The sequence below is a fragment of the Desulfomicrobium macestii genome, assembly GCF_014873765.1.
GTDB classification, from domain to species: Bacteria; Desulfobacterota; Desulfovibrionia; order Desulfovibrionales; family Desulfomicrobiaceae; genus Desulfomicrobium; species Desulfomicrobium macestii.
The window spans coordinates 91,112-117,088 of record NZ_JADBGG010000002.1; the positions used below are offsets into that span (position 1 = coordinate 91,112).

Sequence of the window (25,977 nt, forward strand, 5' to 3'; positions counted from 1 at the left end):
CAATTGGTTGCTATTGAGCCGAGGCATGCAGCCCGTTTTCCTGCCAGCCACCGCCAAGTGCGGTGAAAAGCTCGACCATGGCCAGCTTCCGGGCCAGGCGGGCGTCGAGCAGGTTTTGTCTGGCCGTGAAGAGGGTGCGTTCCGCGTCGTGCACGGCAAAGGCGCTCTCAAGGCCCGCCGAAAAACGCTGATCGACCAGCAGGCGGCTCTTCTCCGCGCTTGCCGCGCGCCTGGCCTGGGCTTTGACCTGGCCTTCGTAGCCCTGGTTTTTGGCCAGGGCGTCGGAGACTTCTCGAAAGGCGTTCTGGATGGTCTGCTCGTATTGCGCGACTCTGATCTGCTGCTCCGCCTTGGCCGCCTCAAGTCTGGCCGTGTTCCGGCCCGCGTCAAAGAGGGGCAGGGTGATGCTGGGCACGAAGGTCCAGGCCCGCTGGGCCGAATCGAACAGGTCGGTCAGTTCCAGGCTGGCCAAACCGGCCGTCGTGGTCAGTCCGATGCGCGGGAAGAAGGCCGCCCGTGCGGCGCCAATTTCCGCGCCCGCGGCCCACAGGCGGTGTTCGGCCTCCAGGATGTCCGGGCGCCTGGTCAAAAGCTCCGACGGAAGCCCCGGCTCCACCGTCGTGCGCAGGGCCACGTCGTTTATGGCCCGGGCCGGGAGGCCGAGTTCCGGGACGGGCACGCCGACCAGCACGGCCAGGGCGTTTTCATCCATGGCCACCTGGGCCGTGAGGCGCGCGACCTCGGCCTGGGCCACGGCCACGACTTCCTCGGCCTGATGGCGGGCCAGTTCCGTGCTCATGCCGTGGGCCAGTTGGGCCATGGTCAGATCAAGGGTTGCCTGGCGGCTTTCAAGGGTTTCCCGGGCCAGAGCAAGATGTTCGCGGTCTCCGGCCAGGGTCAGATAGCCCCTTGCGACCTGGGACACGAGGCTGATGTGCGCGGCCCGCCGGGCCTCCTCCGTGGCCAGGTAGCTCTCCAGGGCCGAGTCCTCAAGGCTCTTCACCCGGCCGAAGAAGTCAAGCTCGAAGGAGGAGATTCCAAGCCCCACGTTCCACTGCCGGTCAATGCCCTCGATCCCGCCGTGCAGGTCCGCAGGCAGACGCTGGTTCGAGTTCTGGCCCGAGGCGTCGATGTTCGGGATACGGTCGGCGCGGGCGATGCCGAACTGGGCGCGGGCCTTGTCCATGGCCAGCACGGCCTGACGCAGGCTTCGGTTCTGGTTCAGGGCCGTGGATATGAGCTTTTGCAGGGCCGAGTCGGGGAACACGTCTCGCCAGCCAAGCTCGTCCACTCCGGCCAGGGGGCCGGTCTGGGTCGGTGCGTTCCAGGCCTCGGGCACGGGCATGGCCGGGCGCTCCCGTTCAGGAGCGAGGGTGGCGCAGCCGCTCAAGGCGACGAGCGCGATCACGAGTATCAATCTTCGCATGGGTGCCCTCCGGGGATGATGGCGCGAGTGGTCGATTTTTTGGGTTCCTTGCGGGAAAGTCCCAGCTTGGCCACGATGACGAAGAAGACCGGGATGAGCAGGGAGCCGATGATGGTCGAGGCGATGGTGCCGCCGATGACGCCCGTGCCGATGGAGTTCTGTCCGCCCGAACCCGCGCCGGAGTTCAGGGCCAGGGGCAGGACGCCAAGGCCGAAGGCCAGGGAGGTCATGAGGATGGGCCGCAGACGTTGCCGGGCCGCCTCGACCACCGCGGTCATGAGATCCATGCCCGATTCGGCCAGGCTCTTGGCGAACTCGACGATGAGGATGGCGTTTTTGGCCGCCAGGCCCATGGTCGTGAGCAGGCCGACCTGGAAGTAGACGTCATTGGTCAGGCCGCGCAGACTGACGGCGGCCAGGGCTCCGACGACGCCGATGGGCACGACCAGGATGACCGATGCGGGAAGGCTCCAGCTTTCATACAGGGCCGCCAGGCACAGGAATACGACGATGATGGAGAGACCGTAGAGCATGATGGTCTGCGAGCCTGCCTGACGTTCCTGGAAGGACAGGCCGGTCCAGGAGAAGCCGATGCCTTCGGGCAACTGACTGGCCAGGCTCTCCATGGTCGCCATGGCCTGCCCGGAGCTCTTGCCCGGAGCGGGCGCGCCGAGAATCTGCATGGCCGGAACGCCGTTGTAGCGCTCCAGGCGCGGCGAGCCCGAGGTCCAGTGCGCCGTGGCGAAGCTCGACATGGGCACCATCTGGCCGGATTTTCCGCGCACATGCCACCGGGCCAGATCCTCGGGCATCATGCGGTAGGGTGCCTCGCCCTGCATGATGACCTTCTTGACGCGGCCCTTGTCCAGGAAGTCGTTGACGTAGGAGCTGCCCCAGGCCGTGGCGATGACGCCGGTCACATCGGACACGGCAAGGCCCAGGGCGCCTGCCTTGTCCCAATCGATGTCGATGCGGTACTGCGGCGTGTCATCCAGACCGTTGGGGCGGACCATGGCCAGGTCAGGATGCTGTCTGGCCATGCCGAGGAGCTGGTTGCGGGCGGCCGTGAGCTTTTCGTGGCCGAGGCCCGCCATGTCCTGCAACTCGAAGTCGAACCCGGCCGCGTTGCCCAGTTCCATCACCGCAGGAGGGGAAAAGGCGAAGACCTGCGCGTCGCGGTACTGCGAGAACGCGGCCATGGCCCGTCCGGCGATGGCTTTGACGTGCATGTCGGGAGTCTTGCGCACGCTCCAGTCCTTGAGACGCACGAAGCACATGGCCGTGTTCTGACCGCTTCCGGCGAAGCTGAAGCCAGCCACCGCCATGAGCGATTGCACGGAGTCCTTCTCGGTTTCCAGGAAGTGATTTTCGATGCGCTCCAGCACATCAAGGGCGCGGTCCTGGGTCGCGCCGATGGGCAGCTGGACCTGCACGAAGAGGATGCCCTGGTCCTCGTCGGGAAGAAAACCCGTGGGCAGGCGCTGGAACAGGAACATCATGGCCGCGAGGATGAGCGCATAGAGGACCAGCGAGCGGCCCCAGCGCCGGGTCATGGACCCGACCAGCTTCTGATACCCATTGGCCGTGCGGTCGAAGCCGCGGTTGAACAGGCCGAAGAAGCCGCGTTTGCCCTGGCCGGGCTTGGCGGGCTTTAGCATTGTGGCGCACAGGGCCGGGGTCAGGATCAGGGCCACCAGGACGGAGAGGACCATGGCCGAGACCACGGTGATGGAGAACTGGCGGTAGATGACGCCCGTGGACCCGCCGAAGAAGGCCATGGGCACGAACACGGCGGACAGCACCAGGGCGATGCCGACCAGGGCCCCGGAGATCTGGGTCATGGACAGATGGGTCGCGTCCTTGGCCGACAGGCCGTCCTCGTGCATGATGCGCTCGACGTTCTCGACCACGACGATGGCGTCGTCCACCAGCAGGCCGATGGCCAGGACCATGGCGAACATGGTCAGGGTGTTGATGGAGTAGCCAAAGGCCGCCAGCACCCCAAAGGTGCCGAGCAGAACCACGGGCACGGCGATGGTCGGGATGAGCGTGGCCCGGAAGTTCTGCAGAAAGAGGTACATGACCAGAAAGACCAGCACGACGGCTTCAAGCAGGGTGCGGATCACCTCCTCGATGGAGATGCGCACGAAGGGCGTGGTGTCGAAGGCTTCCACGACCTTCATCCCGGCCGGAAAGGTCGAGCTGATGCTGTCCGTGTATTCGGCGATGGCCTCGACGGTCTTCAGGGCGTTGGCGCCGGTGGCCAGCTTGATGGCTAGGGCCGCCGCGGGCTGACCGTTGAAGCGGGAGACGATCTGCGAATTCTCGGCGCCCAGTTCCACCTTGGCCACGTCGCCCAGTCGCACCGTGGAGCCGTCGGTATGCACTTTCAGGAGGATGTTCCGGAATTGCTCCGGAGTCTGCAGGCGATCCTGAACGCTGACCGTGAAGTTGATGCGCTGTTCCTCCACAGAGGGCAGTCCGCCCAGCTGTCCTGCGGATATCTGGGCATTTTGGGCCTTGATGGCTGCCGCGACGTCGGCGGGCGTGAGGCTGTAGGAGTGCAATTTGTCAGGGTTGAGCCAGATGCGCATGGCGTGCTGCGAGCCGAACAGGGTGACCTCGCCGACGCCTTCCACGCGGCTCATGCCGTCGAGCACATTGGCGGCCACATAGTCGGCCAGTTCGGCCCTGGCCATGGAGCCGTCCTCGGACACGAATCCGAGTACCTGCACGAAGTTTCTGACCGCTTTCGTGACCTGCACGCCCTGGGCCTGCACTTCCTGCGGCAGCAGCGACATGGCCAGCTGCAGCTTGTTCTGGACCTGCACCTGGGCAATGTCCGGGTTGGTGCCGGCCTTGAAGGTCAGGGTGATTTCGGCCTGACCCGAGGACTGGCTGGTCGAGGACATGTAGTCCAGGTTGTCGATGCCCTTCATCTTCTGTTCGATGACCTGCGTGACCGCGTCTTCGAGCGTCTTGGCGGAGGCGCCGGGATAGGTCGCGCTGATGGCCACGGAAGGCGGAGCGATGGGCGGATACTGGGATATGGGCAGGCCGGTTATGGCCAGCACGCCGCCAAGCATGGCGGCGATGGCCAGAACCCAGGCGAATACCGGGCGATTGATGAAAAAATGTGCCATGAGAGCTCCTTACATTGTGTCTTTTGCGACACGGACCTGCACGCCGGGGCGCGCCTTCTGCAAACCTTCGACGACCACTCGGTCTCCGGCGGCCAGTCCCTGGCGCACAACCCAGTCACCATCGACCGCCCGGTCCAGTTCCAGGGGGCGGACAGCCACCTTTTCCTCGCCGTCCACGATCATGGCCATGGCTTTGCCATGCGCGTCGCGGACCACGGCCTGTTGCGGAATGAGCAGCGCATTGGCCAGCACCCCCTCCTCGACGACGGCGCGGACGTACATGCCCGGCAGAAGGTCGCGTTCGGGGTTGGGGAAGACGGCGCGCAGGGTGACGGAGCCGGTGCTCTGATCCACGCTGGCCTCGGCCAGTTGCAGGATGCCCTCATGGGCATAGGTTGCGCCGTCTTCGAGGATCAGGCGGACTTTTGTCGCGGCTGCGCCGGCGGACTGGACGGCCCCGCTCTTGAGGGCGTGCTTCATGCGCAAAAGTTCAACGTTGGACTGGGTGAGATCCACATAGATGGGGTCGAGTTGCTGCACCGTGGCCATGGCCTGGGCCTGATTGGCCGTGACCAGGGCGCCCGGGGTGATGGTGGACCGACCGATGCGGCCGCTTATGGGCGAGAGGACCCTGGTCCGCTCAAGATCGATGTGCGCGGCGCCAAGCTCGGCCTGCGCCGCGGCCACATTGGCCTCCGCCAGGGCCAGGGCGGCCTGGACCTCGTCGTGGTCCTGCTGGCTGACGGCCTTGGTGCGGATCAGGTCACGATAGCGCACCGCTTTCAGCCGGGCGGGCTCCAGTTCGGCCTTGGCCTTGGCCACTGCCGCCTTGGCGCGGGCCACGGCCACTTCATAGGTCGAAGGGTCGATCTGGTAGAGCAGATCGCCGGATTTGACCTCGGTCCCTTCCTCAAAGGCCCGCTTCAGGATGATGCCGCCCACCTGCGGCCGGATCTCGGCCATCTGGTATACGGCGGTGCGTCCCGGCAATTCCGTGGTCAGACGGACGTTTGTTTCCTGCATGGTGACCACGGCCACTTCCGGAGCGGGAGCAACCTGGGCTGCGGCTGGCTGGTTGGCTTGCGACGGCTTGTTCCAGGCGAGATAGCCAAGGCCGACGGCGACCACGACGACAACGGGAATAAGTATTTTCTTCATTTGGTCCTTCCAGGATTTCTTGTTTTGAAAATATTATGTGAACGGTCGTTCACTTTAAGGGCAAAAAAAAATTAAGGGGATACGCCTCGGACAAACATTTTCCAGTTGGCCTCGGCCTGGGTCTTGGGATCAATCATGTCGCCGCGCCTGCTGTACAGGATGGCGATGGTCAGGAACTGACCCAGAAACTGCACGAAGATCTCATCGGCATCGATGTCGTCGCGGATTTCCCCGGCAATCTGGCCCTGGCGGATGATCCCGGCCACCTCGGACTGGTGCCGCTGATGGTTCTTCAGCAGGCGCTCCCGCAGGTGGTTCTCGTCACTCCACAGCGCGTCCGAGAGCACGAGGTTGGGTAGCGCCCGGTAGCGCTCGACCACGCTGATGTGCAGGTCGTAGCAGCGGCGCAGCTTGGTCAGTGCGGGGCCCGGTTCCTTGATGGCCTGGCGGATTCCTTCGGTCTTGACGTCGTCGAGCAGGTCCAGGACGCTGGCCAGTATGTCGGCCTTGCCGCCTGGAAAATGCCTGTACAGGGCCGGCGCGGTCACGCCCACGGCGCGGGCCACGTTGCGCGCGGTGAGGGCCCCGACACCCTGGTCGGCAACCAGTGCGAGGGCCGCTTCGGCGATCTGTTCGCGACGGATTATGGTGGTGAGTCTCTTTGCCATGGAGGGGCTAGTTAACGACCGTTCACTTTGTCGTCAAGAGCAAAATGTGAGGTGGAAGGAAGAAATTTTGGTGTGATTGTGCGGAGGGGTGGAGTCAGAATGCTAAAAAGATTGAAGAGATTAGGGATTTGTGCGGCCAGCGGCCCGTTGCCGCCATGGCCTTGAGGCCCGCCGGAACTCCTTCGCGGGCCTCGTAGAGTTGAATCGTTGCGTGCAGGGCGGAAATTTCTGGGCAGTGCGCCCGGCAACGATTCAACAAACGATGCCTGGCTCAGTCAGACAGCCGACGCGCCTCAAGACCATGACGGCAACGGACCTTGAGGTACTGGCGGGTGGTAGCTGGTCGTGATTGAGGGAGGGTTGGAGTCAGAATATTGATAAGATTTCGGAGATTTAGGGTGTTGCGCGATTAGTGCTCCGTTGCCATCATGGGCTTGAGGTACTGGCGGGTGGTTGCTGGTCGTGATTGAGGGAGGGTTGGAGTCAGAATGTTGGAAAGATTTCGGAGGGTTAGGGTGTTACGCGATTAGTGCTCCGTTGCCACCATGGGCTTGTGGTGCTGGCGGGTGATTGCTGGCCGTGATTGTGGGAGGATTGGAGTCATTGTTTGAAGAAGATTGGGGAGATTAAGGGGTAATGTGCGACCGGCGGTCCGTTTCCGTCATGGCCTTGTGTTGAAAAAAAAAGTACTTGCACTTTGCAGGGGCATTTATTAGCAAGATGAGAATTATTCCTGATAACAAAAACATTCAAGGAGAATACCAATGAGCAAGACCACCGAGAATTTGAAAGAGGCTTTTGCCGGAGAATCCCAGGCCAACCGTAAGTATCTGGCTTTCGCCAAGAAGGCCGAAGAAGAAGGGCTGCCGCAGGTTGCCAAGTTGTTCCGGGCTGCGGCGCACGCCGAGACCATTCACGCCCATGCCCACCTTCGCCTCATGAAGGGTATCGGCTCCACGGCCGAGAATCTCAAGGAAGCCGTGGCCGGTGAAACGCATGAATTCAAGTCCATGTATCCGGCCATGATCGCCGATGCCCAGGCCGAAGGCGAAAAGGCTGCCGAGAAATATTTCGTTTTCGCCAACCAGGCCGAGGAATGCCACGCAAACCTCTACTCCAAGGCGGCGGAAAAGATGGGTGAGCTGGCGGCAGTGGACTACTATGTCTGCAGCATCTGCGGTCACATCCATGAAGGCGAGCCTACCGAAAAGTGTCCGATCTGCGGCGCGCCGGCCAAGGCATACGGCGTCGTGGCCTAGAGGCCTTGAGCCTTCCCGCCGGATTGCTGGAAAAGCCGCGTTCCCCTTTCGGGAGCGCGGCTTTTCAAATGAAAAAGGCCATGCATCACTGCACGGCCTTTTTTTGTGGATTATTTTCGGGTGTTATCTTCTGGGGGCCGGGGCGCTCGGGCGGGCCTTGGCCTTGGTGAAGGCCAGTTCGGTGCCCTTGCCCTTGTTGAACATGGCCAGCACCCTTTCGGCATCATGGAAGGGCAAGGAAACAAAGGCGAAGGTTTCCATGATCTGGATGTCCCAGATTTTCTTGGGCGGGATGTTGCACTTGTCGCCAAGGAAGGTCAGCAGACGCTTGGGCGTCAGACCATCCTTGCGGCCCTGGGTCACGAAGAGGCGGGACTTGCCCGTCTTGTCCACCACGAAGGCGTCTCCGATCTCCTTGTAGTTGGAGGCGTCAAGCTCCTCCTGGAACATGTACTGCAACAGGGCGGCCAGGGTTTCGCGGGGCTTGCTCTGGTCGAGGAGTTCCTGGGCCATGCCCATGAATTCAAGCTCCGGCTCCGTGGTCATGATTTCCTGCAGTTCCGCACGGATGCGTCCCTTCTTCATGTCGATGACATCGGAGACCTTGGGCAGCCTGGCCTTGCGGATGTCTGTGCGGGCATGCTTGCTGATGAACTGCAGACGGCGGTACTCGGACGGCGTGATGAAGGTGATGGCAATGCCCTGCTTGCCGGCCCGGCCGGTGCGGCCGACGCGGTGCACGTAGGCTTCCGGGTCATGAGGCAGATCGAAATTGATGACGTGGGTCAGGTCGTGGACGTCAATGCCGCGCGCGGCCACGTCGGTGGCGACCAGGATCGTGACCAGCTTCTTCTTGAACTTGATCAGGATCTTCTCGCGCAGGCTCTGGGACATGTCGCCGTGCAGGGTGTCCGCGTCGTAACCGCGTTCCATGAGGCGCTGGGATACGGCGTCGGCGTCGACCTTGGTGCGGGTGAAGACAAGTCCGTAGAATTCCGACTCCATGTCGATGATCCGGCACAGGGCCTCGAATTTGTCGCTCATGGCGACCTCGAAGTAGATCTGGTCGGTCTGGGGGGCGGTCAGCTGGTTGGATTCGGCCCTAATGACCTGATAATCGCCCATGTATTTCTTGGCGATGCGCAGGATTTCAGGCGGCATGGTCGCGGAGAAGAGCATGGTGCGTTTTTCGGAGCCCGTCTGTTCCATGATCTCCAGCACGTCGTCCAGAAAGCCCATGTTCAGCATCTCGTCGGCCTCGTCGAGGATCAGGAAACGGATGCCCGAAAGATTGAGGCTGCCCCGGCGCAGGTGGTCGAGCACGCGGCCCGGTGTCCCGACAACCACGGACACGCCCTTCTTGAGGCTTCTGAGCTGGATATCCATGGACTGGCCGCCATAGATGGGGGCGACGTTGATGGTCCGGCCGCCGCGCAGGGAGTTGATCTCCTCGGCCACCTGGATGGCCAGTTCGCGGGTCGGGGCGAGAACGAGGGCCTGCACCGTGCGGATGTCAGGGTCGAGCATTTCGAGCAGCGGCAAGCCAAAGGCCGCAGTCTTGCCAGTGCCGGTCTGGGCCTGGGCGACGATGTCGTTCTCCCCGGTCAATACGGCCGGGATGGTCTTGATCTGGATGGGGGTTGGCTCTTCGAAACCCTTACGGGACAGAGCCTGGATGGTCAGTTCGGATAAGCCTAAATCAGAAAATGTAGTCATATTAATACCTTGCGGGCATGAGCCTCGCGGTCAAAAGAAAACCCGGCTCTGGAACCGGGCCCTTACCGTGAGGCCGACTGTCCAAGGCGGGAAACAAGCATTTCGAAAACGTGTGGAACCGGATCGAAGAGCGAACATGCTCAAGAAAGGTCGTGCGGAAAAGGAGGAATCCCCTCAAGAAATGCTCGGGGTATATATATTTTACTTTTGGGCTTGGCAAGAGATAATTTTTAAAATCGAAAAGAAATGAAAGGGGGCGAGTTCAGGCTCCCCCCCAGGCTTCGGGCTTAGCGCCGCATGGCGATCCCGGCCAGACTTTCCAATTCCTCGGAGAGTCCCAGGGCCTGAGTCATGGTTTCCCCGCGACAGACAAGTCCGTGGTTGTCCATGAATACGGCCTCGAAATCCCTGCTGGCCACGCCCACTGCTTGCCCCAGTTCCGGGGTGCCAGGCCGGTGGGCGGGCACGCGGGTCAGCTTGTCGGCGAAGACCCGGCCTTCGAAGAGGGGCAGGTCAAGAAGAGGACCTTCCCCGCGCAGGGACAGGGCCAGAAGTTTCGGCGGATGGGTGTGCACGATGGCCCGGGCCAGGGGCTGGTTGCGGTACACCTCAAGATGTACGGCAAGCTCCGAGGAGGCCCGCACCGATGTCAGGGGCGTTCCCGTGGCCAGATCTACCACGGCCAGATCCCGGGGCCCAAGGTGTCCCTTGGCACTGCCCGTGGCCGTGATCACAACGCGCTCCCCTTGTCGCATGCTCACGTTGCCGTTGAATCCGGCGAAGAGTCCACGCAGCCAGCCGTCGCGGGCGGCCGAGAGAATGGCCTGGCCCGTATCGGGATTGACCAGGGATGAGAATTCGGCTGTGCCCTGGAGCGTGGCGTTGTCGGGCTTTATGTCGATGACGGGAGTTCCGTCGATGACCTCAAGGGGGTGCACCTTCAAGCGCAGACCCTCGCGGCCGAGGATGCGAACCGCATGCAGGCCGATGGGTGTGGGGCGGTCGGGGGAACGGGTCGAGAAGATGCCGCGCATGGGCAATTTGCGGTTCCCCTGAGGGTGGCAGCGCAGCACGGCCTGATCGCCCTTGTGCATCCAGGTCAGGACCAGGATGGCGTCTCCGACCTGAAGGTCCGTGGCTGCGGGCTCGAAGTCCGGGGCCAGCTCGATCCAGACCGGGGGCATGGAGGTATCGCCGTATTTCGGGCACTGGTCACGGCTGACGAGATGGGAGCGGACGGTGCCGATGACGCGAGGGTTCATGAGTAATATCCTTGCTGCGGTTTTGGGGCCTCGAACATCATGCTTACCGCCCGTCATTTTGGCCGTCAAATGCAAGGCGTCCTCGATCCACCCTCGCTCATCCTCCGTGGCTTTTCGGTGTAAATCACATGACGGTTTCCAAGTGAAATTTGGGGCGATGCTTGTATTGAAATTGTGAAAAGGGTAGCACTTGATACGTTTTCAACCACAACCTCGGAGCGCGCATGAACCGCTTCTCCACCAGCCTTCTGGGTGAAGCCAAGACTCTGCTTCTGGCCACGGACGGCTCCATTTTCAGTGACGGAGCGCTGCAGGAGGCCATCTTTTTCGGGCAGGCCTGCGGTGCCCGGCTGATTGTTCTGCATGTGGTCAAAATCGATGTCGAATCCCTCAAATCCGCCAACGCCAGGGTCACCCGCGCTCAGCAGGAGATCGCTCCGTACATGGAGGACATCCGCAAGATGGCCAGGGACAGCGGGGTGGAGTGCGAGACCGTGGTGGTCGGTTCCTCGGTGCCCGAGCACGCCATCGTCGAGCAGGCCAGGATGCGCGAGGCCGATGTCATCATCATGGGCCGTCATGGCCGGGCCGGACGGCTGTATCTGATGGTGGGCAGCATGACTTCGAAGGTCATCGGGCTCGGTTTTCCCATGGTGCTCATGCTCCCCAAGGATTTCACGATGACCGGGTCCCATGTGCTGGTGGCCGTGGACGATTCGCCCAACAGTCGTCTGGCCGTCGAGGAGGCCCTGAGTCTGGGGCTCTGCTGCGTGACCCTGGAGAGGCTGACCTTCGTGGCGGTCGCGCGGCGGGAGAGCGGTCTGCCCGAGGCCGAAAAAATGGTCGAGGACATCTGTGCCCGAGGCCGGGAAAAGTGGCCGCGGATTCACTTTGAGGCCGTGGCCGGGGTTGGGCATGCATCGAACGTCATCGTGCGCGCCGCCGAGGAACGCAACGTGGACATGATCATGATCGGCGGCATGGTTTCGGGGCCGCTGCCCAAAATGTTCGGCGGCCGGGTGACCAAGGAAGTCTGCGGGTGGGCGCACTGCGCGGTGCTGGTGGTCACCGCCTAGGAGCCCGTCCAAAATCCGTTCTGGACTGCGTTGCTCCCCGATTCTGAAGGGCTCATGTAGGTAAGCTACACATCGCCCTTCAGAATCGGCTCGCGCCTTGCCAGAACGAATTTTGAACGGACTCCGGCTTCAATAGGAAAATTTGACTGAGCGGCAGGTGCGGGCCCTCGATTTTTTTTGTTCCTCCCATCTCACCATTTTGGAACAGCCTGGGCGTTGTAATTTTTGAACATCGAATCATCTGACAAGGAATGGTCTCATGTCGGTCAGGCTTTTGCGATTCTTTCCCTTTCTCGCTTGGTTTCCGTTCAGCGCGCTGGTCGTGCGGGCCGATCTGATGGCCGGGATCACCGGCGCGCTGGTGCTTGTCCCCAAGGCCATGGCCTATGCCCAGCTCTCGGGCCTGCCGCTGTATTTCGGCCTGTACACGGCCTTTGTGCCGGCCATCATAGGGGCCCTGTGGGGATCGTCCAGGCAGCTGGCCACGGGGCCGGTGGCCATCGTTTCGCTCATGACCGCCGCTGCCGTGACTCCGCTTGCGGTCTCGAACACGCCTGAATACATCGGTTTCGCCCTGCTTCTGACCCTGCTGGTGGGTCTCGTGCAATTTCTTTTGGGTGTGATCAAACTCGGCACCATCGTCAATTTCGTGTCCCATCCGGTCATCCTCGGGTTCATGAACGCGGCCGCCATCATCATCGGCCTGTCCCAGCTGGACCTGCTGCTGGGCATCCCCAAGGGCCGCAGCGACTTTTTTCTGGGGGATGTCTGGGAAATGCTCCGGCTGCTCCCGCAGACCCATTTGCCGACTCTGGGGATGACCTTCTTCGGGCTGGCCCTCATTCTCGTCATCAAGAGGATTCCGCCCCTGTCCAAGGCCAGCGTTCTCGTCGCGGTGGTCATCACCATAGTGGTCAGCGCCGCCATCGGCTACGACCAGCGCGGTACCGCCGTGCTCGACGACCTGGCAACCCCTCGGGCCCGGGATCTCGTGATCCAGTATGAAGAAAATCTGCGACGGATGGAACATCTGGGCGGCGAGGTGGCCGAGCTTTCCGCGCGGCAGCGGCGGGCGGAAAAGGACGGCTCAGTGTGGATGGCCGCAGGACTGCGGCACCAGACCGAGCTCGCGCGGCTGGACATGCACTCCCTGGAGCGGCGGCACAACGAGCTTCTGCGCGGCGTGCGGCAACTGCGCTTCGTGCGCCCTGAAGGCGAGGAGACTGGCCGTCTCTACCTGCTTGGCGACTCTCCGGAGGGCATGCAGACCGATGACCGCGCCTGGCACATCAAGAGCGTCGATCATGGAGTCATGAAGCTGGTCGGCGGCGGGGATGTCGTCGGGCCGGTCCCGGCGGGGCTGCCGGCCCTGACCATCCCGACGCTGAGCCTCGATGCCGTGATGCAATTGCTGCCCTCGGCCCTGATCATCGCCCTGGTCGCCTTCATGGAGTCCATCTCCATGGCCAAGGCCCTGGCCAGCAAGGCGCGGCAGCATGTCGATCCCAATCAGGAACTCATAGGTCAGGGGCTGGCCAATATCGGCGGGTCTTTTTTTCAGGCCTATCCGGCCTGCGGATCCTTCACCGGCTCGGCCATCAACATGCAGGCCGGGGCAAAAACAGGGCTGGCCATGGTCTTCAACGGCGTCTTCGTGGCCGTGACCCTGCTGTTCTTTACGCCCCTGCTCCACCACTTGCCCAAGGCCGTGCTGGCCGTAATTATTGTCATGGCAGTCACCAGCCTGATCACGCCCCACGCCTTCATGCACACGTGGAAGGCCAACAGGGGAGACGGCGTCGTCGCCCTGGTGACCTTCGCCGTGACGCTGCTCGCAGCGCCGCATCTGGACAAGGGCATCATGACCGGGGCGGCCCTGTCCATCGGCCTCTACCTCTATCGCACCATGGCCCCGCGTGTGGCGGTGCTCGGGCGCTATGCCGACGGAACCCTGCGGGACGTGAGCGTACACAAGGCCCTGGCGACCTCGACCCTGGTCACGGTCATGCGCTTCGACGGCTCGCTGTATTTCGCCAATGTGACGTATTTCGAGGACATGGTGCTGGGGGCTGTGGCCGAACACAAGGACGCGAAATTTCTGCTGGTGGTCGGGGATGCCATCAATTCCATGGATTCATCGGGCGAGGAGATGCTGCAGAATCTGGTGGGGCAGCTGCGCGAGACCGGCGTGCAGATCGTCTTTTCGGGGCTCAAGAAGCAGGTGCTCGACGTGATGCGGGCCACCGGACTTTATGAGCGCATCGGCGACGAAAACATCTTTGCCACGGAGTGTCAGGCCCTCAAGGCCATCTTCGCCCGGCTGGGCCAGGAAGTGGAGGACGACGCGCTTTTCGCCCACGTCAAGGTCATGGTCTGCTGACGGGCGCTTGAAAATTCCGGCCATGAAATGAAAGCGGGGCGTGTTCGGCAAACGCGCCCCGTTTTCTATTCCAGTTCCACGAAATCCTCGATGATGAGCTTGAGTCCGAATCCGGGGAAGTTGATCTTGTATTTGTTCGGCTCCACGCGTTGGACGACCTTGCCGCGGCCGAAGATCTTGTGCCGGCAGTAGGTGCCCTGCACCGGGGTCTGGGTGCTGGATGCGGGTCTTGGCGTCGGGGCCGCGAAATCCTCGCCCGGGCCGGGGCGGGAGCTCTGGGAAGACGTGCCTTCCGGTGCGCGGCGCGGCGTGGGCAGGGTCTGGAGGCCAACGCCTCCCGTGAACTGTTCGCGATACCGGGACAGCAGGTGAGAGGGAATATCCTGTAGAAAGGGGCTGACCCGAGCCGGAGTGGTGGCTGCAAGCTCCCGGCTGTAGAGGGTTTCGGGGGAAAAGAGGGTCAGGCTGTCGCGGGCGCGGGTGCAGGCCACGTACAGGAGGCGGCGCTCCTCCTCGAAGTCGTCGTTGTCGTTCATGGCGTGGCGCGAAGGGAAGCGGTCCTCGACCAGGTCGATGACCAGCACCGCGTCCCATTCCAGCCCCTTGGCCGAATGGACCGTGGACAGGGTCACGGCCTGGCCCCGGTCTTCCTCCGCGTCGGGGCTGTCAAGGCTCAGGTCGCCCAGGAAAGATGGGATGTCGTCGTAACTCAAGGAGATCTGGGTCAGCTCTTCGAGCCCTGCCTCGCGGCGCGGGTAGTCGTCGGGGAATTTTTCGCGCAGGACCGGCTGATAGTATTCGAGCACGAAGGTGATGGCCGTGGAAGGTCGCATGACCTGGGTGCGCAGGGTGTCGAGCACGCGCAGCAGATCGTCGAGGGCCGGGCGTTTGGCGCGCTGGGCCTTGATGAAGGCCTGATCGTTTATCATGGCCGCGTGATGGATTTTTTGCGCGCTCTTGGGGCCGATGCCGGGCACATTGCCGAGGATGCGTTGCCAGGCAGGAAGATCCGAGGTGTTCTGGCTGAGTCTCAGGCAGGCCAGGACGTCCTTGATGTGCGCGGCATCGGAGAATTTTATCCCTCCGTATTTGCGAAACCCGAGTCCGATCTTGTTCAGCTCAACTTCCACATGGTACGATTGATACCCCGCCCGGAAGAGAATGGCGATCTGGTCGAGGGGGTAGGTGCGCGCGAGTTCCGTCACCTTGGCCGTGACCAGGCGGGCCTGGCTGCGGTCCGAAAAGGGCAGGACGTGTTCGGGCAGGCGGGAGTCGGTGCGTTCGGAGAAGAGGCGTTTGGCGAACTTGTCGCGAAAGCCGTCCAGGATGGCGTTGGTCAGTTCCAGGATGGGCTGGGTGGAGCGGTAGTTCTGCTCCAGCTTGATGACGCGGGTGCCCTGGAATATCTTGGGAAAATCCAGGATGTTGCGCACGTTGGCGCCGCGAAAGGCATAGATTGACTGCGCGTCGTCGCCCACGGCCATGACGTTGGGGCTGGTGTCGCCGGGCTTGGTCAAAAGGCGCACCAGCCGCGCCTGCACGAGGTTGGTGTCCTGGTATTCGTCGACCATGATGTGGGAGATGGACGAGGTCACCGCGTCGCGGACGTGCGGGTGCTCGGTCAGCAGACGCTCCAGCAGAAAGAGCAGGTCGTCGTAGTCCAGCAGGCCGCATTCGCGCTTGATGCGCTCGTACTCTTCGAGGAGGCGGGTCAGGTCGTCCTCGTAGGCGCCGAGATGATAGGCTTCCTGGCGCAGCACCTGTTCGAGGGTCAGTTCCTTGTTGCGGCTCTTGCTGTACAGTCCGAGCACGGTGGCCCGCTTGGGAAATTTGCGGTCGCCCTTGCCGATCTTCAGGCGATCCTTGGCCTGGCTCAGTATCTCTTCCCCGTCGGAACGGTCCATGACCGTGGCCCCGCGCTCGAAGCCGAGCAGTCCTGCGTGCTGCTTGAGCAATGAGTAGGCGAAGCCGTGGAAGGTGCCGCCGCGCACGTTTCCGAGTCCCTGGTGGCCAAGGAGCCCTTCCGCGCGGTGCAGCATCTCCGAGGAGGCCTTGCGGGTGAAGGTCAGGAGCAGGATTTCGGCCGGGGACACGCCGGACTCGACCAGCCGGGCCAGGCGGTAGACAATGGTGCGGGTCTTGCCCGAGCCGGCTCCGGCGATGACCAGAATCGGTCCGTCAAGGGTGGTCGCGGCTTCGTATTGGGCGGGATTCAAGTCGTTTTGATAGTCGATGCGCATGATTGTTTCAGGCCCCACGGGTGGCGGCGGGAATGTCGAAGTGGTCCAGAATCGTCTGGCCGACCTCTGTCGGTGTGCGGGCCGAGGAGCCCATGGAATCGTAAAAAAACACGTCGTCAGCCGTATGCATGCCCTGGCGGCCGAAATGGCCGAACATGCCGGTGCGGCCGAATTTGCCCTTCAGGTCGAATCCGGGCTCCGGGACCAGCACCAGATCAGGGGCGAGATGCGCCTTTGAGCCATGATGGATGTCCCGGCCAAGGTGCACGTGACGGATGATCTTGCGGCCGTTGTGAGTCAGGCCGGACAGGGCGCGGATGAGGTCCTGGCCGAGCTGGTCCGCCTCGGCGGCGGAGAGGGTGCCGCGCGCGAAACGCTCCTTGGTGTGCAGGTAGATGCGCCCCGGGTCAAGGGCAAAGGCCCGCGTGGCCGGGCCCATGGCCTGCGTGTCCCATTCGCTGGCGGGCCGGCGGGAAAGGTGCAAGAGCCCCTGGTCGCGTAGCCACACGTTGAGATCCACCTCCTGGGTGAGGGTCGTGAAGCCGTGGTCGGCCATGATCAGCAGGCGCTTGGGGCCGGGCAGGTCATGATAGCGCTCGAAGAATTTTCCGATGAGGCGGTCCCAGGCGGCCATGAAGCGCAAGGCCTCGGAGCGCCACGGATGGTAGGGCTCGACCAGCGCGGGAAAGAGAAAATGGCCGAGGCGATCGGTCTCCGTGAGCACGAAGAAGAAGAGATCCCAGGCCAGATCCGGCCACATCAGATCCAGGGCGCGCTCCCGGCAGGCCAGGCTGCGGTGCAGGTCTTCGAGCAGAAAGCCCGGGTCCGTGGACCCGCGCACGGTGTCGGCCTCGATGGTGTATTCGTGGTCGGCCAGGATGCCCGCCAGGGCCGGGGGATGCACGGACGTGCGCAGGTCCTGGGCGGGGAATCCGGCCACGAGCATGGCCCGCATGGGGCGGACGGGAGCCAGGTTGGGCATGTTGAGGGCCTTGGCGAAAAGCCCTTTGTCCGCCAGTCGCTCGAAGATCGTGGCCCCGTGGACATGGGTGAAGTCCGTGAACTGAAGCTCATAGCTTTGCGGGTCCATGCGCGTGAATCCGAAGACTCCGTGTTCACCTGGGTTTGCGGCGGTGAAGAGGCTTGTCCAGTTCACGGGCGAGAGTTCGGGCAGTTCGGCCCGGATGGCCCGGCACCAGGGAGAGCCCGCGATGGTGGCGAGGCTCGGGAGCAGGCCTTGGGCGCAGAGATTTTGGGCCAGTGACCACGGGAGGCCGTCCAGGCCGAGAAAAACCAGTCGGGGAGCGTGCATGGGGGCGGTGTAGCAGGGGCGAGGGCGGTTGGCCAGAGGACGGGGCGGGGCGTTTTGAGGCGAAAACACATCTTCCGGACCGAAAATGCACTCTTCCCCCTTGCGCGAATGGATGCAAACATTAGATTGCAAACTGCTACCGATAAACCGGCCGGATCGGTTTCGCCGTGGCGAGTCGCGGCACCGAGGCCTCAAACAATGGAGTTCACGATGAAAAGAGATAACGTAGTGACAATGAAGGCGAATCCTCTGACCCTGCTCGGCCCGGAGATCACTCCCGGCATGGACGCTCCCGATTTCACCGTGGTCAACAATGATCTTGGTCCGGTGTCCCTTTCCGATTTCAAGGGCAAGGTAGTGGTGATTTCCGCCGTGCCGTCATTAGATACTCCGGTCTGCGACATGGAAACTCGGCGCTTCAATCAGGAAGCCCAGAATCTTGGCGACAAGGTCAAGATCCTGACCGTGAGCATGGATCTGCCTTTTGCCCAGAAACGCTGGTGCGGCAACGCGGGCGTCGAGAATGTGCAGACCGTTTCCGACTATCAGACCGCGTCCTTTGGCCAGGCGTACGGCGTGCTCATCGACGGACTGCGTCTGCTGGCCCGGGCGATCTTCGTGGTCGATGCAGGCGGCAAGGTGGCCTACGTGCAGGTCGTGCCCGAACTGACGAACGAACCCGACTATGCGGCGGTGCTTGAAGCGGTCAAGAAGCTGATTTAATTTCAAACAGTCCTCAAGGAGAGTTCCCGATGATTAGTGCCAATATGGAAAAAGCGCTCAACGATCAGATCAACGCGGAAATGTTTTCCGCCTATCTCTACCTGGCCATGGTGGCCTACTTCAAGGACAGGAATCTGGGCGGCTTCGCCAACTGGATGACGGTTCAGAATCAGGAGGAGACCTTCCACGCCATGAAGTTCTTCAACTATCTGAGCGAGCGTGGCGGCCGGGTCACCCTGGAGGCCATCGAGAAGCCCCAGTTCGAGTGGGAGAGCCCCCTGGCGGCCATGGAAGCCGCACGCCAGCACGAGGCCTACATCACGGGCCGCATCAACGACCTGATGAACCTGGCCATCGAGGAAAAGGACCATGCCACGGCCAGCTTTCTGGGCTGGTTCGTGGAAGAGCAGGTCGAGGAAGAGGACAGCGTGAACGAGGTCGTGCAGAAGCTGCGCCTTCTTGGAACCGACGGCGGAGGGCTGTTCATGATGGACAGGGATATGGCCACGCGGGTGTTTACTCCCCCGGTGGCTTGAGGTTCGGGGCAGGCGGATCGTCCTGCCCCTTTTCTTTTGCAGATTCGCCGAAGCCTGGCGCGGCGCGGATTGAAATAAATTGACAATCCGCACGGCAGGGCAATACATCGACGGCGAAGGTTACTTGAATATGCCGAAAACCAAGGCAGGTTGGATGTTCCAACTGCCTTTTTTTATGTGGATTCATGGAAAAAATCTGGGTCAAGATCGCTCGTCTGAGCCGCTACACCTACCTGCGCGTCGTGCGCATCAAGGCCCCTGCCGAGTCCATCGCTCTGGGGATGGCCTTGGGCGTGTTCGCCGGCGCATTGCCTTTTCTGTCCTTGCAGATGGCCATAGCCGTGGCCCTGGCCTTTGTCCTGCGAGGCAATGTCATCGCCGCGGCTCTTGGCACCTGGTGGAGCAACCCCTTCAACTGGGCCCTGATTTTTCCCCTGCTGTACATGCTGGGCAAGGTCTTCGTTCCGGTGGAAGTTGCACATCTGAGCATCCACGAGTTCGTGAACCTTCCGCTCCTGGAGCTTTTGCAGCGTAGCTGGAAGTGGCTGCTCATCACCACTCTGGGCGGATTCATCGCCGGCATTCCGCTGGCCATTGTCACGTACTTCATCACGCTTCGCGCCGTGCTCATCTATCATGACCGTCGTGCCAAGCGACGGCTCGAACGACAGCGCCGGATGCCACGCCGTGGATAGGTCATCCTTTTTCGCCCCCAAGCGTTCCCTTGGGCAGAATTTTCTGTCCGATCCCAACATCTGCAGGCGCATTGTCGCCAGCCTTGAGCTTGCGCCCGGAGATCCGGTGCTTGAGATCGGCCCGGGCAGAGGCGCCTTGACCCGCATCCTGGCCGGGCACGACGGCCCGGTCATGGCTCTTGAAAAGGACACGGAACTGGTGAACTGGATCAAGTCGGAATTCCCCACCGTGGGCGTGGTGCATGCCGACGGGCTGGATTTCTGCTGGGAAGCAACGCGGCGCCTGCCCGGCCTGTCCCTGATCGGAAACTTGCCCTACAATGTGGCCTCGCCCATGATATGGGAGATGGTCAGCCGGTGCCGATCTTTCAGGAGCATGCTTTTCATGGTTCAAAAGGAGGTGGCCCTGCGGCTTACGGCCAGGGAAGGGAGCCGGACCTACGGGGCGCTCTCGGCATGGGTCGGAAATTTCGTGCGTGGCGAATATGTGTTCACGGTTCCGCCCCATGTTTTTCGTCCGCAGCCCAAGGTCGACTCGGCCATTGTACGTTTTCTGCCCCGGCCCGATCCGGCCTGGGATGACGCCGCCGCCCTGTCCTGGACAGTGAAGATCCTGTTTCAGCAGCGTCGCAAGCAGCTGGGTACCATTCTCAAGGCCCACTGGTCCGGGGCGGTCGAGGCATGGTGCGCGGAACTGGGCGTTGACAGGCGAATTCGTCCCGAGGAATTGAGCCCAGAAGCGTTGCGCTCCCTGTCCCGGGTTCTTGCCCCCCAAAAAAAGGAGGGCTAGATGCCCAAAACGCCCGTCTGGGAAGGGTTTGCCGGAGTTTTTTTGAAAATAAGCTTGACTTTGCAAGTGAAATTCTGTTTGCCTGCCGACTGAGCGTTTGCGCCGGAAAGGGCGGTGGGCTAAGTGCTGAAGCCCTATGGACATGTTTCTTTCCTTCCAGTAGGAAGTGTCGCAGCCGTGTCCGGAAAATTTCAAGATCAGGCTGAATGTGCCAAGTGTTGACGGTTGTGAGCCCATGAGACTTCTGGAGAGTTTCACGCACCCGTTGGTAATTTACTGCAAAGGAGGAAGACTGATGACGAAAGCTGAATTGGTTGCAAAGATGGCGGAGAAGGCTGGATTGACCAAAGCGAATGCCGAGCGCGCGCTGACCGAATTTCTGAAGGCCGTCCAGGAAACCCTGGTGACCGAAAAGAAGATGACCCTCACCGGCTTTGGAACGTTCGTGGTTGAAGAGCGTCAGGCTCGCACCGGACGTAACCCCCGCACCGGCGAAGAACTGAAGATTCCTGCTTGCAAGGTTGTCAAGTTCCGGCCCGGCAAGGAACTCAAAGACGCAATCAAGTAATTACCGCGAGGGGGACCTATGCTGCATGGGGAAACTGTTCAAAGCCCACTGCCTCAGGATTTGCCCTGGTGGCAGCCTGATCATGCCATTTTTTTCGGAGTGCTCTACGCTGTGCTTTTCATCATAGGCAGCGGAGTCGGCGTGGTTATCCTGAAGTCTCTGGCCGAGACCGTTAAGGAAAAGATTTCCTAGCCTGATTTTCATGATGCTTTGAAAAGGGGTTGCATGAGCGCCCCTTTTTTTTTGTTCCTTTTTTTCTTGCCATGCCTTGAAGGTTTGCATAAAAGACGAAGTTTCCTGATCGCCGACAGGTGGCAGGACCAGATCGAGAACGGGAGGTGATCCGTTTGCCAGGTGTATACATGGGTGACAGCGATACTTTTGACTACTCCCTGCGTAAGTTCAAGAAGCAGGTAGAGAAGGCCGGAATCCTTTCCGAGTTGAAAAAGCGTCAGCATTTCGAAAAACCCAGCATCCAGAAGAAGAAGAAGGAAGCTGCGGCCAAGAAAAGACTGCTGAAGAAGATCCGTAAAATGCAGGTGATGTAATGAGTCTTTCTGAACGCCTTGAAAAGGACTATTTGACCGCTTTCAAGGCCAAAAAGACTGACGAGGTGGCTGTCTTGAGAATGCTCAAGGCAGCCGTCAAAAACAAGCAGGTCGATCTCCGTCGTGAGTTGACCGATAGCGAGATCCTGGATGTCGTGGCCAAGCAGGTCAAGCAACGCCAGGAATCCATTGACCAGTTCCGGGCCGCGGGCCGGATCGATCTTGCTGAAATCGAGGAGCGCGAGCACCTCATTTTGCGCGCCTACCTCCCCACGGCCCTTTCTCCCCAAGAGTTGGAAGAGGCTGTGGCCATGACCATCCAAACCCTCGGTGCTTCCGGTATGAAAGACATGGGCAAGGTCATGAACGCCATTTTGGGCGAACATGCCGGCCGTGTCGACGGAAAGGAACTCAGCGCGCTGGTGCGCGCCAAGCTTTCGTCGTAATCCTATGGATTCAAGAACATTGCAGCTGCTGGAATACCCAAAGGTCCTGCAGCATCTTTCGCACTTCGCGGTCAGTGAGGCGGGCAGGGATGCCTGCCTTTCGCTTTTGCCCGAAACCGATCCCTTGCGCATCGCCGAACGTTCGGCCCTGGTGCGGGAGGCCATCCATTTTTGCGCCTGCAAGGATGTGCGCCTGTCAGCCTTTCCCGACGTGGCCGGTGTTTTCGCGTATCTGAAGAACCCCCTGGCCTTTCTCGACGTGGATGGACTGATCGGACTCTGGGAGATGCTGAAGGTGGCCGCGTCCCTTGTGGAGCGTCTCGGCGCCGCCAATGCGGATCGCTATCCCGGCCTGGCTGCCCTGGCTGCGGGGTTGACTCTGCCTCCAAAGACCTGGTCCGGCCTGTCGCGCTGCCTCGCCCCTGACGGGACGATTCGGGACGAAGCATCGCCCGAACTCTATTCCGTGCGCCAGGAAATCCGCCGCGTGCACCAGATGTGTACGCGCAAGGTGCAGGATTTCTTTCAGAACAAGGATCTGCAGTTCATCCTGCAGGATGAATTTTTGACCATCTCCTCGGATCGCTATGTCCTGGCCCTCAAGAACAATTTCAAGGGGCGCCTGAAGGGCATCGTGCATGACTATTCCCAGACCGGAGAGACCTGTTATTTCGAGCCGCTCTTTCTGGTCGAACTCAACAATGACCTGCAGGAATACAAGCAGGAGGAGCGCGCCGAAGAGCAGAAGGTTCTGCGATTTTTAAGCGAACTTGTCCGCACGGAGCAGGCAGCCATCGAGCGTACTTTCGACGAGCTCATACGCTTTGACCAGTTGTTGGCCATTTGCCATTTTGCCCGCCACACCGATGGCCATGTCGTGGATATCGCCCCCGACGCGCCGCTGGCTCTGGCCCAGGCACGGCACCCGCTCCTGGTCTTCGGACAGGATAATGTCGTGCCCGTGGATCTTGAGTTGCAAGAGGGCCAGCGCGTGCTCATCATCACCGGCGGCAACGCAGGCGGCAAGACGGTGTGCCTGAAGACCCTCGGGTTGCTTGGCCTCATGGCCCATGCCGGGCTGCCCGTCACCGCCGCCGAGGGCAGCACCTTGCCGCTGTGGAACAATTTTGTCGTCTCCATGGGCGATGAGCAGTCCATTGAGCAGAGTCTGTCCACGTTCACGGCCCAGATCCGTCATTTCAGCGAGGTCTGGCCGAGAATCGACGAGCGCACTCTGGTCATTCTGGATGAATTCGGGGTCGGCACCGATCCAAGTCAGGGCGCGGCCCTGGCTCAGGCCGTGGTTGACGGACTGCTTGATCGCGGCGCCTGGGTCGGCGCGGCTACACATTTTCCCGCGCTGAAGGCCTACGGGCTTTCCAAGGACGGGGTTCGCGCTGCCTCGGTCATTTTTTCTCCGGATACCAGAAAGCCGCTCTTCAAGCTTGGCTACGATCAGGTTGGCGCCAGCCGCGCCCTCGATGTGGCCCGGGAGCAGGGGCTGCCCGAGTCCATTTTGGCGCGGGCCCAGGATTACCTGTATCTGGATGCTGGCGATGCCGAAGAGATTTTCGAGCGCCTCAATCGTTTAGCGGCGGCCAAGGAAGAGGAACTGGACAAGGCCCGGGCCCGTACCCGGGAGCTTGAGCTCAAGTTTGCCCGCAAGATGGAGAAGCTCGATCAGGAAAGAAGCCGCATGCAAAAGGAACTGCGCGAGGCTTCTCAGGAGATCATGCGCCAGTGGCGTGAAGGCCGTCTCGGCCGCAAGGAAGCCTTGAAAGAAGTCGCTCGGCTGCGCGACAGCGTGGCTCAAACGCCCCAAACTGACGAGACTGCCGATAAACTTTCCATCCAGGCCATTGCCCAAGGGCAGGTCCTGCTTTATCTGCCCTGGAACAAAACGGGTCTGGTGCGGGAAATCGACGGAAAGAAAGAGCGTGTTCGCCTTGATGTCGGCGGTGTTTCGCTTTGGGTGGGGCTGTCCGATGTGCGGATTTCGGCCAAGGACAATTCCGATGGCGGAAAGGTCGTGCTCAGAAGCGCGCCCGCCCCGGTGACTCCTCTGCGCCTAGACCTGCGGGGAATGAGAACCGACGAGGCCGAATCGGAGCTGTCCCGTTTTCTGGACAAGGCCCTGCTCGCCGGACGGACGGAAGTCGAAATCATACACGGTATGGGCACGGGCGCCATGCGCCGGGTGGTGCATGAGCACCTGAAACGATCCAGGGCCGTTGGCGATTTTCGTCTGGGCAATGCGGATGAGGGTGGTGACGGCGTGACCAAGGTGGCCTTGGCGGATTAATTTTTTTCATCGGAGCCGGATGAGCACGTTCGATCAAGGACTGATCGCCCAGATCAAGGCCCGCCTGCGCATCGAGGACGTGATCGGAAGACACGTTGAGCTCAGGCCGTCCGGCACCAGACTGGTCGCTCCATGTCCGTTCCACCAGGAAACCAAGCCGTCCTTTTCGGTCAATCCGGAAGGGGGCTTTTATTATTGTTTCGGATGCCAGGCTTCCGGCGACATCATCGAATTCTACCGCGCCATCAACGGCCTTGAATTTGGCGAAGCCGTCGAGGCGCTGGCGCGAGAGGCCGGCCTTGAGGTTCGCAAGCGTCCTGAATACAGGGCGCCGGGAGAGATTTCCCGCTCCGAGTGCCTTGATATGCATGCCTTGGCGGCGGTCTTTTACAAGGAGATGCTGGGCCGCGGACCGGGAAAAACCGCGCGCGAGTATATCGCGGGGCGCGGACTGGCTCCGGAAATCGTGGACCGCTTCAGCCTGGGCTGGGCTCCGGCCGCATGGAACGAGCTGCGCGATCACCTGCGCGGACGCGGGTTTTCCGAGGTCCTCGCCGAAAAAGCGGGGCTGGTCAGCAAGTCGGCCAAGGGTTCCTATTACGACCGGTTTCGCGAGCGGCTCATTTTTCCGATCATGAACCTGTCGGCCCAGACCGTGGCCTTTGGCGGCCGCAGCCTGGTGGACGGCGACGGTCCGAAATACCTGAATTCGAGCGAGACGCCCATCTACACCAAGGGTGAGCATCTCTACGGCCTGTTTCAGGCCCGGCGTGCCATGTCCCACTCCAAGAGCGTGCTTCTGACCGAGGGGTACGTGGACGTGTTGAGCCTGCATCAGTTCGGCTTCGAAAACAGTTGCGGGGTGCTGGGCACGGCGCTCACTCCAGAACAGGTGCATCGTCTTTCAGGTTTGGTCGGCCAGGTCGATCTTGTTTTTGATGGCGACAACGCGGGCCGCAAGGCAGCCTTGCGCAGCGCGGAAATGATCCTGTCGCAGGGTCTCAAATGCAGGGTGCTGTGCCTGCCGGACGGCGAGGACGTGGACTCCGTGCTGCAGAAGAACGGCCGGGAGAGCCTGCTGGAGCTTTCCGCCCAGGCCGCGGACGGACTCGATTACTGTCTGCGGCAGCTGTCCGCCAACCAGTCTCCCAAGGAAGTGCTTAACTGGGCCATCGGTTTCATGTCGCGGCTTGGAAAGCTGGACTGGAAGTCCTTTTACCTGCCCAAATTGGCTGCGGGACTCGGACTGTCGGAAACCGAATTGCGCCGCACGCTGGATGAAAAAGGCACGGGTGTCGCCGCGTCGGCGCCGGCAGGTCTGGAGCAGTGCAAGCCTTCCCAGCTGGACAGGAATCTGTTGGCCTTTGCCGTGCGTTTTCCCGAATATCATGGGCAGCTGCACGAGCTCGGGCTTGGCGAGGCCCTGGCCACGGAACGGGGCAAAATTTTCTGGAGCAAGATTTTCGGGGTCAGCCCGCATGAAGTCCTGAGCCGCATGGATCAGGGCGAGAAGCAGTTTTATGTTCAGTGCCAGATGCGAACCGACGTCACGGTTGATGACGGCCGGAGCGAATGGGACGAAGTCCGGGATTTTTTGCGTCAGACGGGCCAGCGCCGTGAGTTGGAGAGTCTCAACTTCGGGTTGCGCAAGGCCCGTCAGAGCGGCGATTTCCAGGAAGAGCTTCGCCTTTTGGCCTTGATCCAGGCCAAGACACAGTGCTGAGAAAGG

21 protein-coding genes are annotated in these 25,977 nt (G+C 61.5%); 12 read left to right on the forward strand and 9 right to left on the reverse strand.

The genetic code is table 11. From position 1 onward, the window contains the following. Nucleotides 1-10: 10 nt before the first annotated feature. The 4 genes from H4684_RS01720 to H4684_RS01735 all read right to left on the reverse strand — a co-directional run bounded on the left by H4684_RS01720 (nucleotide 11) and on the right by H4684_RS01735 (nucleotide 6,395). A complete protein-coding gene (locus H4684_RS01720) occupies nucleotides 11-1,426 on the reverse strand; it encodes an efflux transporter outer membrane subunit (RefSeq protein WP_192622619.1) in 1,416 nt (471 codons plus the stop codon). Further along, on the reverse strand, nucleotides 1,414-4,569 hold the full coding sequence (locus tag H4684_RS01725) for an efflux RND transporter permease subunit (protein ID WP_192622620.1): 3,156 nt from the start codon (nucleotides 4,567-4,569) through the stop codon (nucleotides 1,414-1,416). The genes H4684_RS01720 and H4684_RS01725 overlap by 13 nt, the downstream gene beginning before the upstream one ends. A 9-nt stretch (nucleotides 4,570-4,578) precedes the next feature. Further along, entirely contained in the window at nucleotides 4,579-5,727 is a 1,149-nt protein-coding gene (locus H4684_RS01730; protein ID WP_092189228.1) for an efflux RND transporter periplasmic adaptor subunit, read from the reverse strand. A gap of 71 nt (nucleotides 5,728-5,798) precedes the next feature. Then, nucleotides 5,799-6,395 (reverse strand): TetR/AcrR family transcriptional regulator, encoded by a 597-nt coding sequence (locus H4684_RS01735; RefSeq protein WP_092189226.1) that lies wholly within the window; start codon nucleotides 6,393-6,395, stop codon nucleotides 5,799-5,801. 764 nt (nucleotides 6,396-7,159) lie between these two features. Between H4684_RS01735 and H4684_RS01740 the strand changes: the two genes are divergently transcribed. Beyond that, nucleotides 7,160-7,654: a rubrerythrin family protein gene (locus tag H4684_RS01740; RefSeq protein ID WP_092189224.1), complete on the forward strand. Its 495-nt coding sequence runs from the start codon at nucleotides 7,160-7,162 to the stop codon at nucleotides 7,652-7,654. A 123-nt stretch (nucleotides 7,655-7,777) separates the two neighbouring features. Here the strand turns inward: H4684_RS01740 and H4684_RS01745 are convergent, their stop codons facing one another. Continuing rightward, the gene (locus H4684_RS01745) at nucleotides 7,778-9,370 is read right to left on the reverse strand and encodes a DEAD/DEAH box helicase (protein WP_092189222.1); all 1,593 of its coding nucleotides are present in this window, start codon (nucleotides 9,368-9,370) and stop codon (nucleotides 7,778-7,780) included. A gap of 287 nt (nucleotides 9,371-9,657) precedes the next feature. Then, nucleotides 9,658-10,632 (reverse strand): TrmO family methyltransferase domain-containing protein, encoded by a 975-nt coding sequence (locus tag H4684_RS01750; RefSeq protein ID WP_192622621.1) that lies wholly within the window; start codon nucleotides 10,630-10,632, stop codon nucleotides 9,658-9,660. Between the two features lie 224 nt (nucleotides 10,633-10,856). Here H4684_RS01750 and H4684_RS01755 point away from each other — a divergent pair, with 224 nt between their 5' ends. Continuing rightward, the gene (locus H4684_RS01755; RefSeq protein ID WP_192622622.1) at nucleotides 10,857-11,708 is read left to right on the forward strand and encodes a universal stress protein; all 852 of its coding nucleotides are present in this window, start codon (nucleotides 10,857-10,859) and stop codon (nucleotides 11,706-11,708) included. Nucleotides 11,709-11,967: 259 nt separating this feature from the next. Further along, entirely contained in the window at nucleotides 11,968-14,088 is a 2,121-nt protein-coding gene (locus H4684_RS01760) for a SulP family inorganic anion transporter (RefSeq protein ID WP_192622623.1), read from the forward strand. A 65-nt stretch (nucleotides 14,089-14,153) separates the two neighbouring features. Here the strand turns inward: H4684_RS01760 and H4684_RS01765 are convergent, their stop codons facing one another. Next, nucleotides 14,154-16,328 (reverse strand): ATP-dependent helicase, encoded by a 2,175-nt coding sequence (locus H4684_RS01765; protein ID WP_192622624.1) that lies wholly within the window; start codon nucleotides 16,326-16,328, stop codon nucleotides 14,154-14,156. 7 nt (nucleotides 16,329-16,335) lie between these two features. Further along, nucleotides 16,336-17,709, reverse strand: a complete 1,374-nt coding sequence (locus H4684_RS01770; protein WP_318779602.1) for an alkaline phosphatase family protein — start codon at nucleotides 17,707-17,709, stop codon at nucleotides 16,336-16,338. 141 nt (nucleotides 17,710-17,850) lie between these two features. On the opposite strand from H4684_RS01770, the gene tpx reads away from it, so the two are divergent. Both tpx and H4684_RS01780 read left to right on the forward strand, forming a co-directional pair. Then, nucleotides 17,851-18,363, forward strand: coding sequence for a thiol peroxidase (tpx, locus tag H4684_RS01775; protein ID WP_192622625.1), 513 nt, complete (start codon nucleotides 17,851-17,853; stop codon nucleotides 18,361-18,363). 29 nt (nucleotides 18,364-18,392) lie between these two features. After that, entirely contained in the window at nucleotides 18,393-18,899 is a 507-nt protein-coding gene (locus tag H4684_RS01780; protein WP_092189208.1) for a ferritin, read from the forward strand. Here H4684_RS01780 and H4684_RS01785 read toward each other — a convergent pair. Further along, on the reverse strand, nucleotides 18,880-19,104 hold the full coding sequence (locus H4684_RS01785; RefSeq protein ID WP_192622626.1) for a hypothetical protein: 225 nt from the start codon (nucleotides 19,102-19,104) through the stop codon (nucleotides 18,880-18,882). The two genes, H4684_RS01780 and H4684_RS01785, sit on opposite strands and share 20 nt — an antisense overlap. Between H4684_RS01785 and H4684_RS01790 the strand changes: the two genes are divergently transcribed. From H4684_RS01790 to dnaG, 7 genes are all read left to right on the forward strand, one after another. After that, nucleotides 19,085-19,594: a DUF2062 domain-containing protein gene (locus H4684_RS01790; RefSeq protein WP_092189206.1), complete on the forward strand. Its 510-nt coding sequence runs from the start codon at nucleotides 19,085-19,087 to the stop codon at nucleotides 19,592-19,594. The genes H4684_RS01785 and H4684_RS01790 overlap by 20 nt on opposite strands. Further along, nucleotides 19,536-20,384, forward strand: coding sequence for a 16S rRNA (adenine(1518)-N(6)/adenine(1519)-N(6))-dimethyltransferase RsmA (rsmA, locus tag H4684_RS01795; RefSeq protein ID WP_192622627.1), 849 nt, complete (start codon nucleotides 19,536-19,538; stop codon nucleotides 20,382-20,384). The genes H4684_RS01790 and rsmA overlap by 59 nt, the downstream gene beginning before the upstream one ends. Before the next feature lie 295 nt (nucleotides 20,385-20,679). Next, on the forward strand, nucleotides 20,680-20,952 hold the full coding sequence (locus H4684_RS01800) for an HU family DNA-binding protein (RefSeq protein WP_015774631.1): 273 nt from the start codon (nucleotides 20,680-20,682) through the stop codon (nucleotides 20,950-20,952). Nucleotides 20,953-21,299: 347 nt separating this feature from the next. Then, nucleotides 21,300-21,500, forward strand: a complete 201-nt coding sequence (gene rpsU, locus H4684_RS01805) for a 30S ribosomal protein S21 (RefSeq protein WP_092189550.1) — start codon at nucleotides 21,300-21,302, stop codon at nucleotides 21,498-21,500. Beyond that, entirely contained in the window at nucleotides 21,500-21,946 is a 447-nt protein-coding gene (locus H4684_RS01810; RefSeq protein WP_092189202.1) for a GatB/YqeY domain-containing protein, read from the forward strand. Before rpsU ends, H4684_RS01810 begins: the two co-directional genes overlap by 1 nt. A gap of 4 nt (nucleotides 21,947-21,950) precedes the next feature. Continuing rightward, entirely contained in the window at nucleotides 21,951-24,248 is a 2,298-nt protein-coding gene (locus H4684_RS01815) for an endonuclease MutS2 (RefSeq protein WP_192622628.1), read from the forward strand. Between the two features lie 19 nt (nucleotides 24,249-24,267). Next, complete coding sequence (gene dnaG / locus H4684_RS01820; RefSeq protein ID WP_192622629.1) at nucleotides 24,268-25,971, forward strand: DNA primase; 1,704 nt, start codon at nucleotides 24,268-24,270, stop codon at nucleotides 25,969-25,971. The last annotated feature ends 6 nt before the right edge of the window (nucleotides 25,972-25,977 follow it).

What these genes read in the sequence shown, in the direction of transcription:
- H4684_RS01760 (WP_192622623.1), top strand. Translation starts at nt 11,968, where the DNA reads ATGTCGGTCAGGCTTTTGCGATTCTTTCCCTTTCTCGCTTGGTTTCCG.
- H4684_RS01810 (WP_092189202.1), top strand. Translation starts at nt 21,500, where the DNA reads ATGAGTCTTTCTGAACGCCTTGAAAAGGACTATTTGACCGCTTTCAAG.
- dnaG (WP_192622629.1), top strand. Translation starts at nt 24,268, where the DNA reads ATGAGCACGTTCGATCAAGGACTGATCGCCCAGATCAAGGCCCGCCTG.
- rsmA (WP_192622627.1), top strand. Translation starts at nt 19,536, where the DNA reads ATGACCGTCGTGCCAAGCGACGGCTCGAACGACAGCGCCGGATGCCAC.
- H4684_RS01780 (WP_092189208.1), top strand. Translation starts at nt 18,393, where the DNA reads ATGATTAGTGCCAATATGGAAAAAGCGCTCAACGATCAGATCAACGCG.
- tpx (WP_192622625.1), top strand. Translation starts at nt 17,851, where the DNA reads ATGAAAAGAGATAACGTAGTGACAATGAAGGCGAATCCTCTGACCCTG.
- H4684_RS01765 (WP_192622624.1), bottom strand. Translation starts at nt 16,328, where the DNA reads ATGCGCATCGACTATCAAAACGACTTGAATCCCGCCCAATACGAAGCC.
- H4684_RS01720 (WP_192622619.1), bottom strand. Translation starts at nt 1,426, where the DNA reads ATGCGAAGATTGATACTCGTGATCGCGCTCGTCGCCTTGAGCGGCTGC.
- H4684_RS01735 (WP_092189226.1), bottom strand. Translation starts at nt 6,395, where the DNA reads ATGGCAAAGAGACTCACCACCATAATCCGTCGCGAACAGATCGCCGAA.
- H4684_RS01745 (WP_092189222.1), bottom strand. Translation starts at nt 9,370, where the DNA reads ATGACTACATTTTCTGATTTAGGCTTATCCGAACTGACCATCCAGGCT.
- H4684_RS01815 (WP_192622628.1), top strand. Translation starts at nt 21,951, where the DNA reads ATGGATTCAAGAACATTGCAGCTGCTGGAATACCCAAAGGTCCTGCAG.
- H4684_RS01725 (WP_192622620.1), bottom strand. Translation starts at nt 4,569, where the DNA reads ATGGCACATTTTTTCATCAATCGCCCGGTATTCGCCTGGGTTCTGGCC.
- H4684_RS01790 (WP_092189206.1), top strand. Translation starts at nt 19,085, where the DNA reads ATGGAAAAAATCTGGGTCAAGATCGCTCGTCTGAGCCGCTACACCTAC.
- H4684_RS01740 (WP_092189224.1), top strand. Translation starts at nt 7,160, where the DNA reads ATGAGCAAGACCACCGAGAATTTGAAAGAGGCTTTTGCCGGAGAATCC.
- H4684_RS01800 (WP_015774631.1), top strand. Translation starts at nt 20,680, where the DNA reads ATGACGAAAGCTGAATTGGTTGCAAAGATGGCGGAGAAGGCTGGATTG.
- H4684_RS01730 (WP_092189228.1), bottom strand. Translation starts at nt 5,727, where the DNA reads ATGAAGAAAATACTTATTCCCGTTGTCGTCGTGGTCGCCGTCGGCCTT.
- H4684_RS01755 (WP_192622622.1), top strand. Translation starts at nt 10,857, where the DNA reads ATGAACCGCTTCTCCACCAGCCTTCTGGGTGAAGCCAAGACTCTGCTT.
- H4684_RS01750 (WP_192622621.1), bottom strand. Translation starts at nt 10,632, where the DNA reads ATGAACCCTCGCGTCATCGGCACCGTCCGCTCCCATCTCGTCAGCCGT.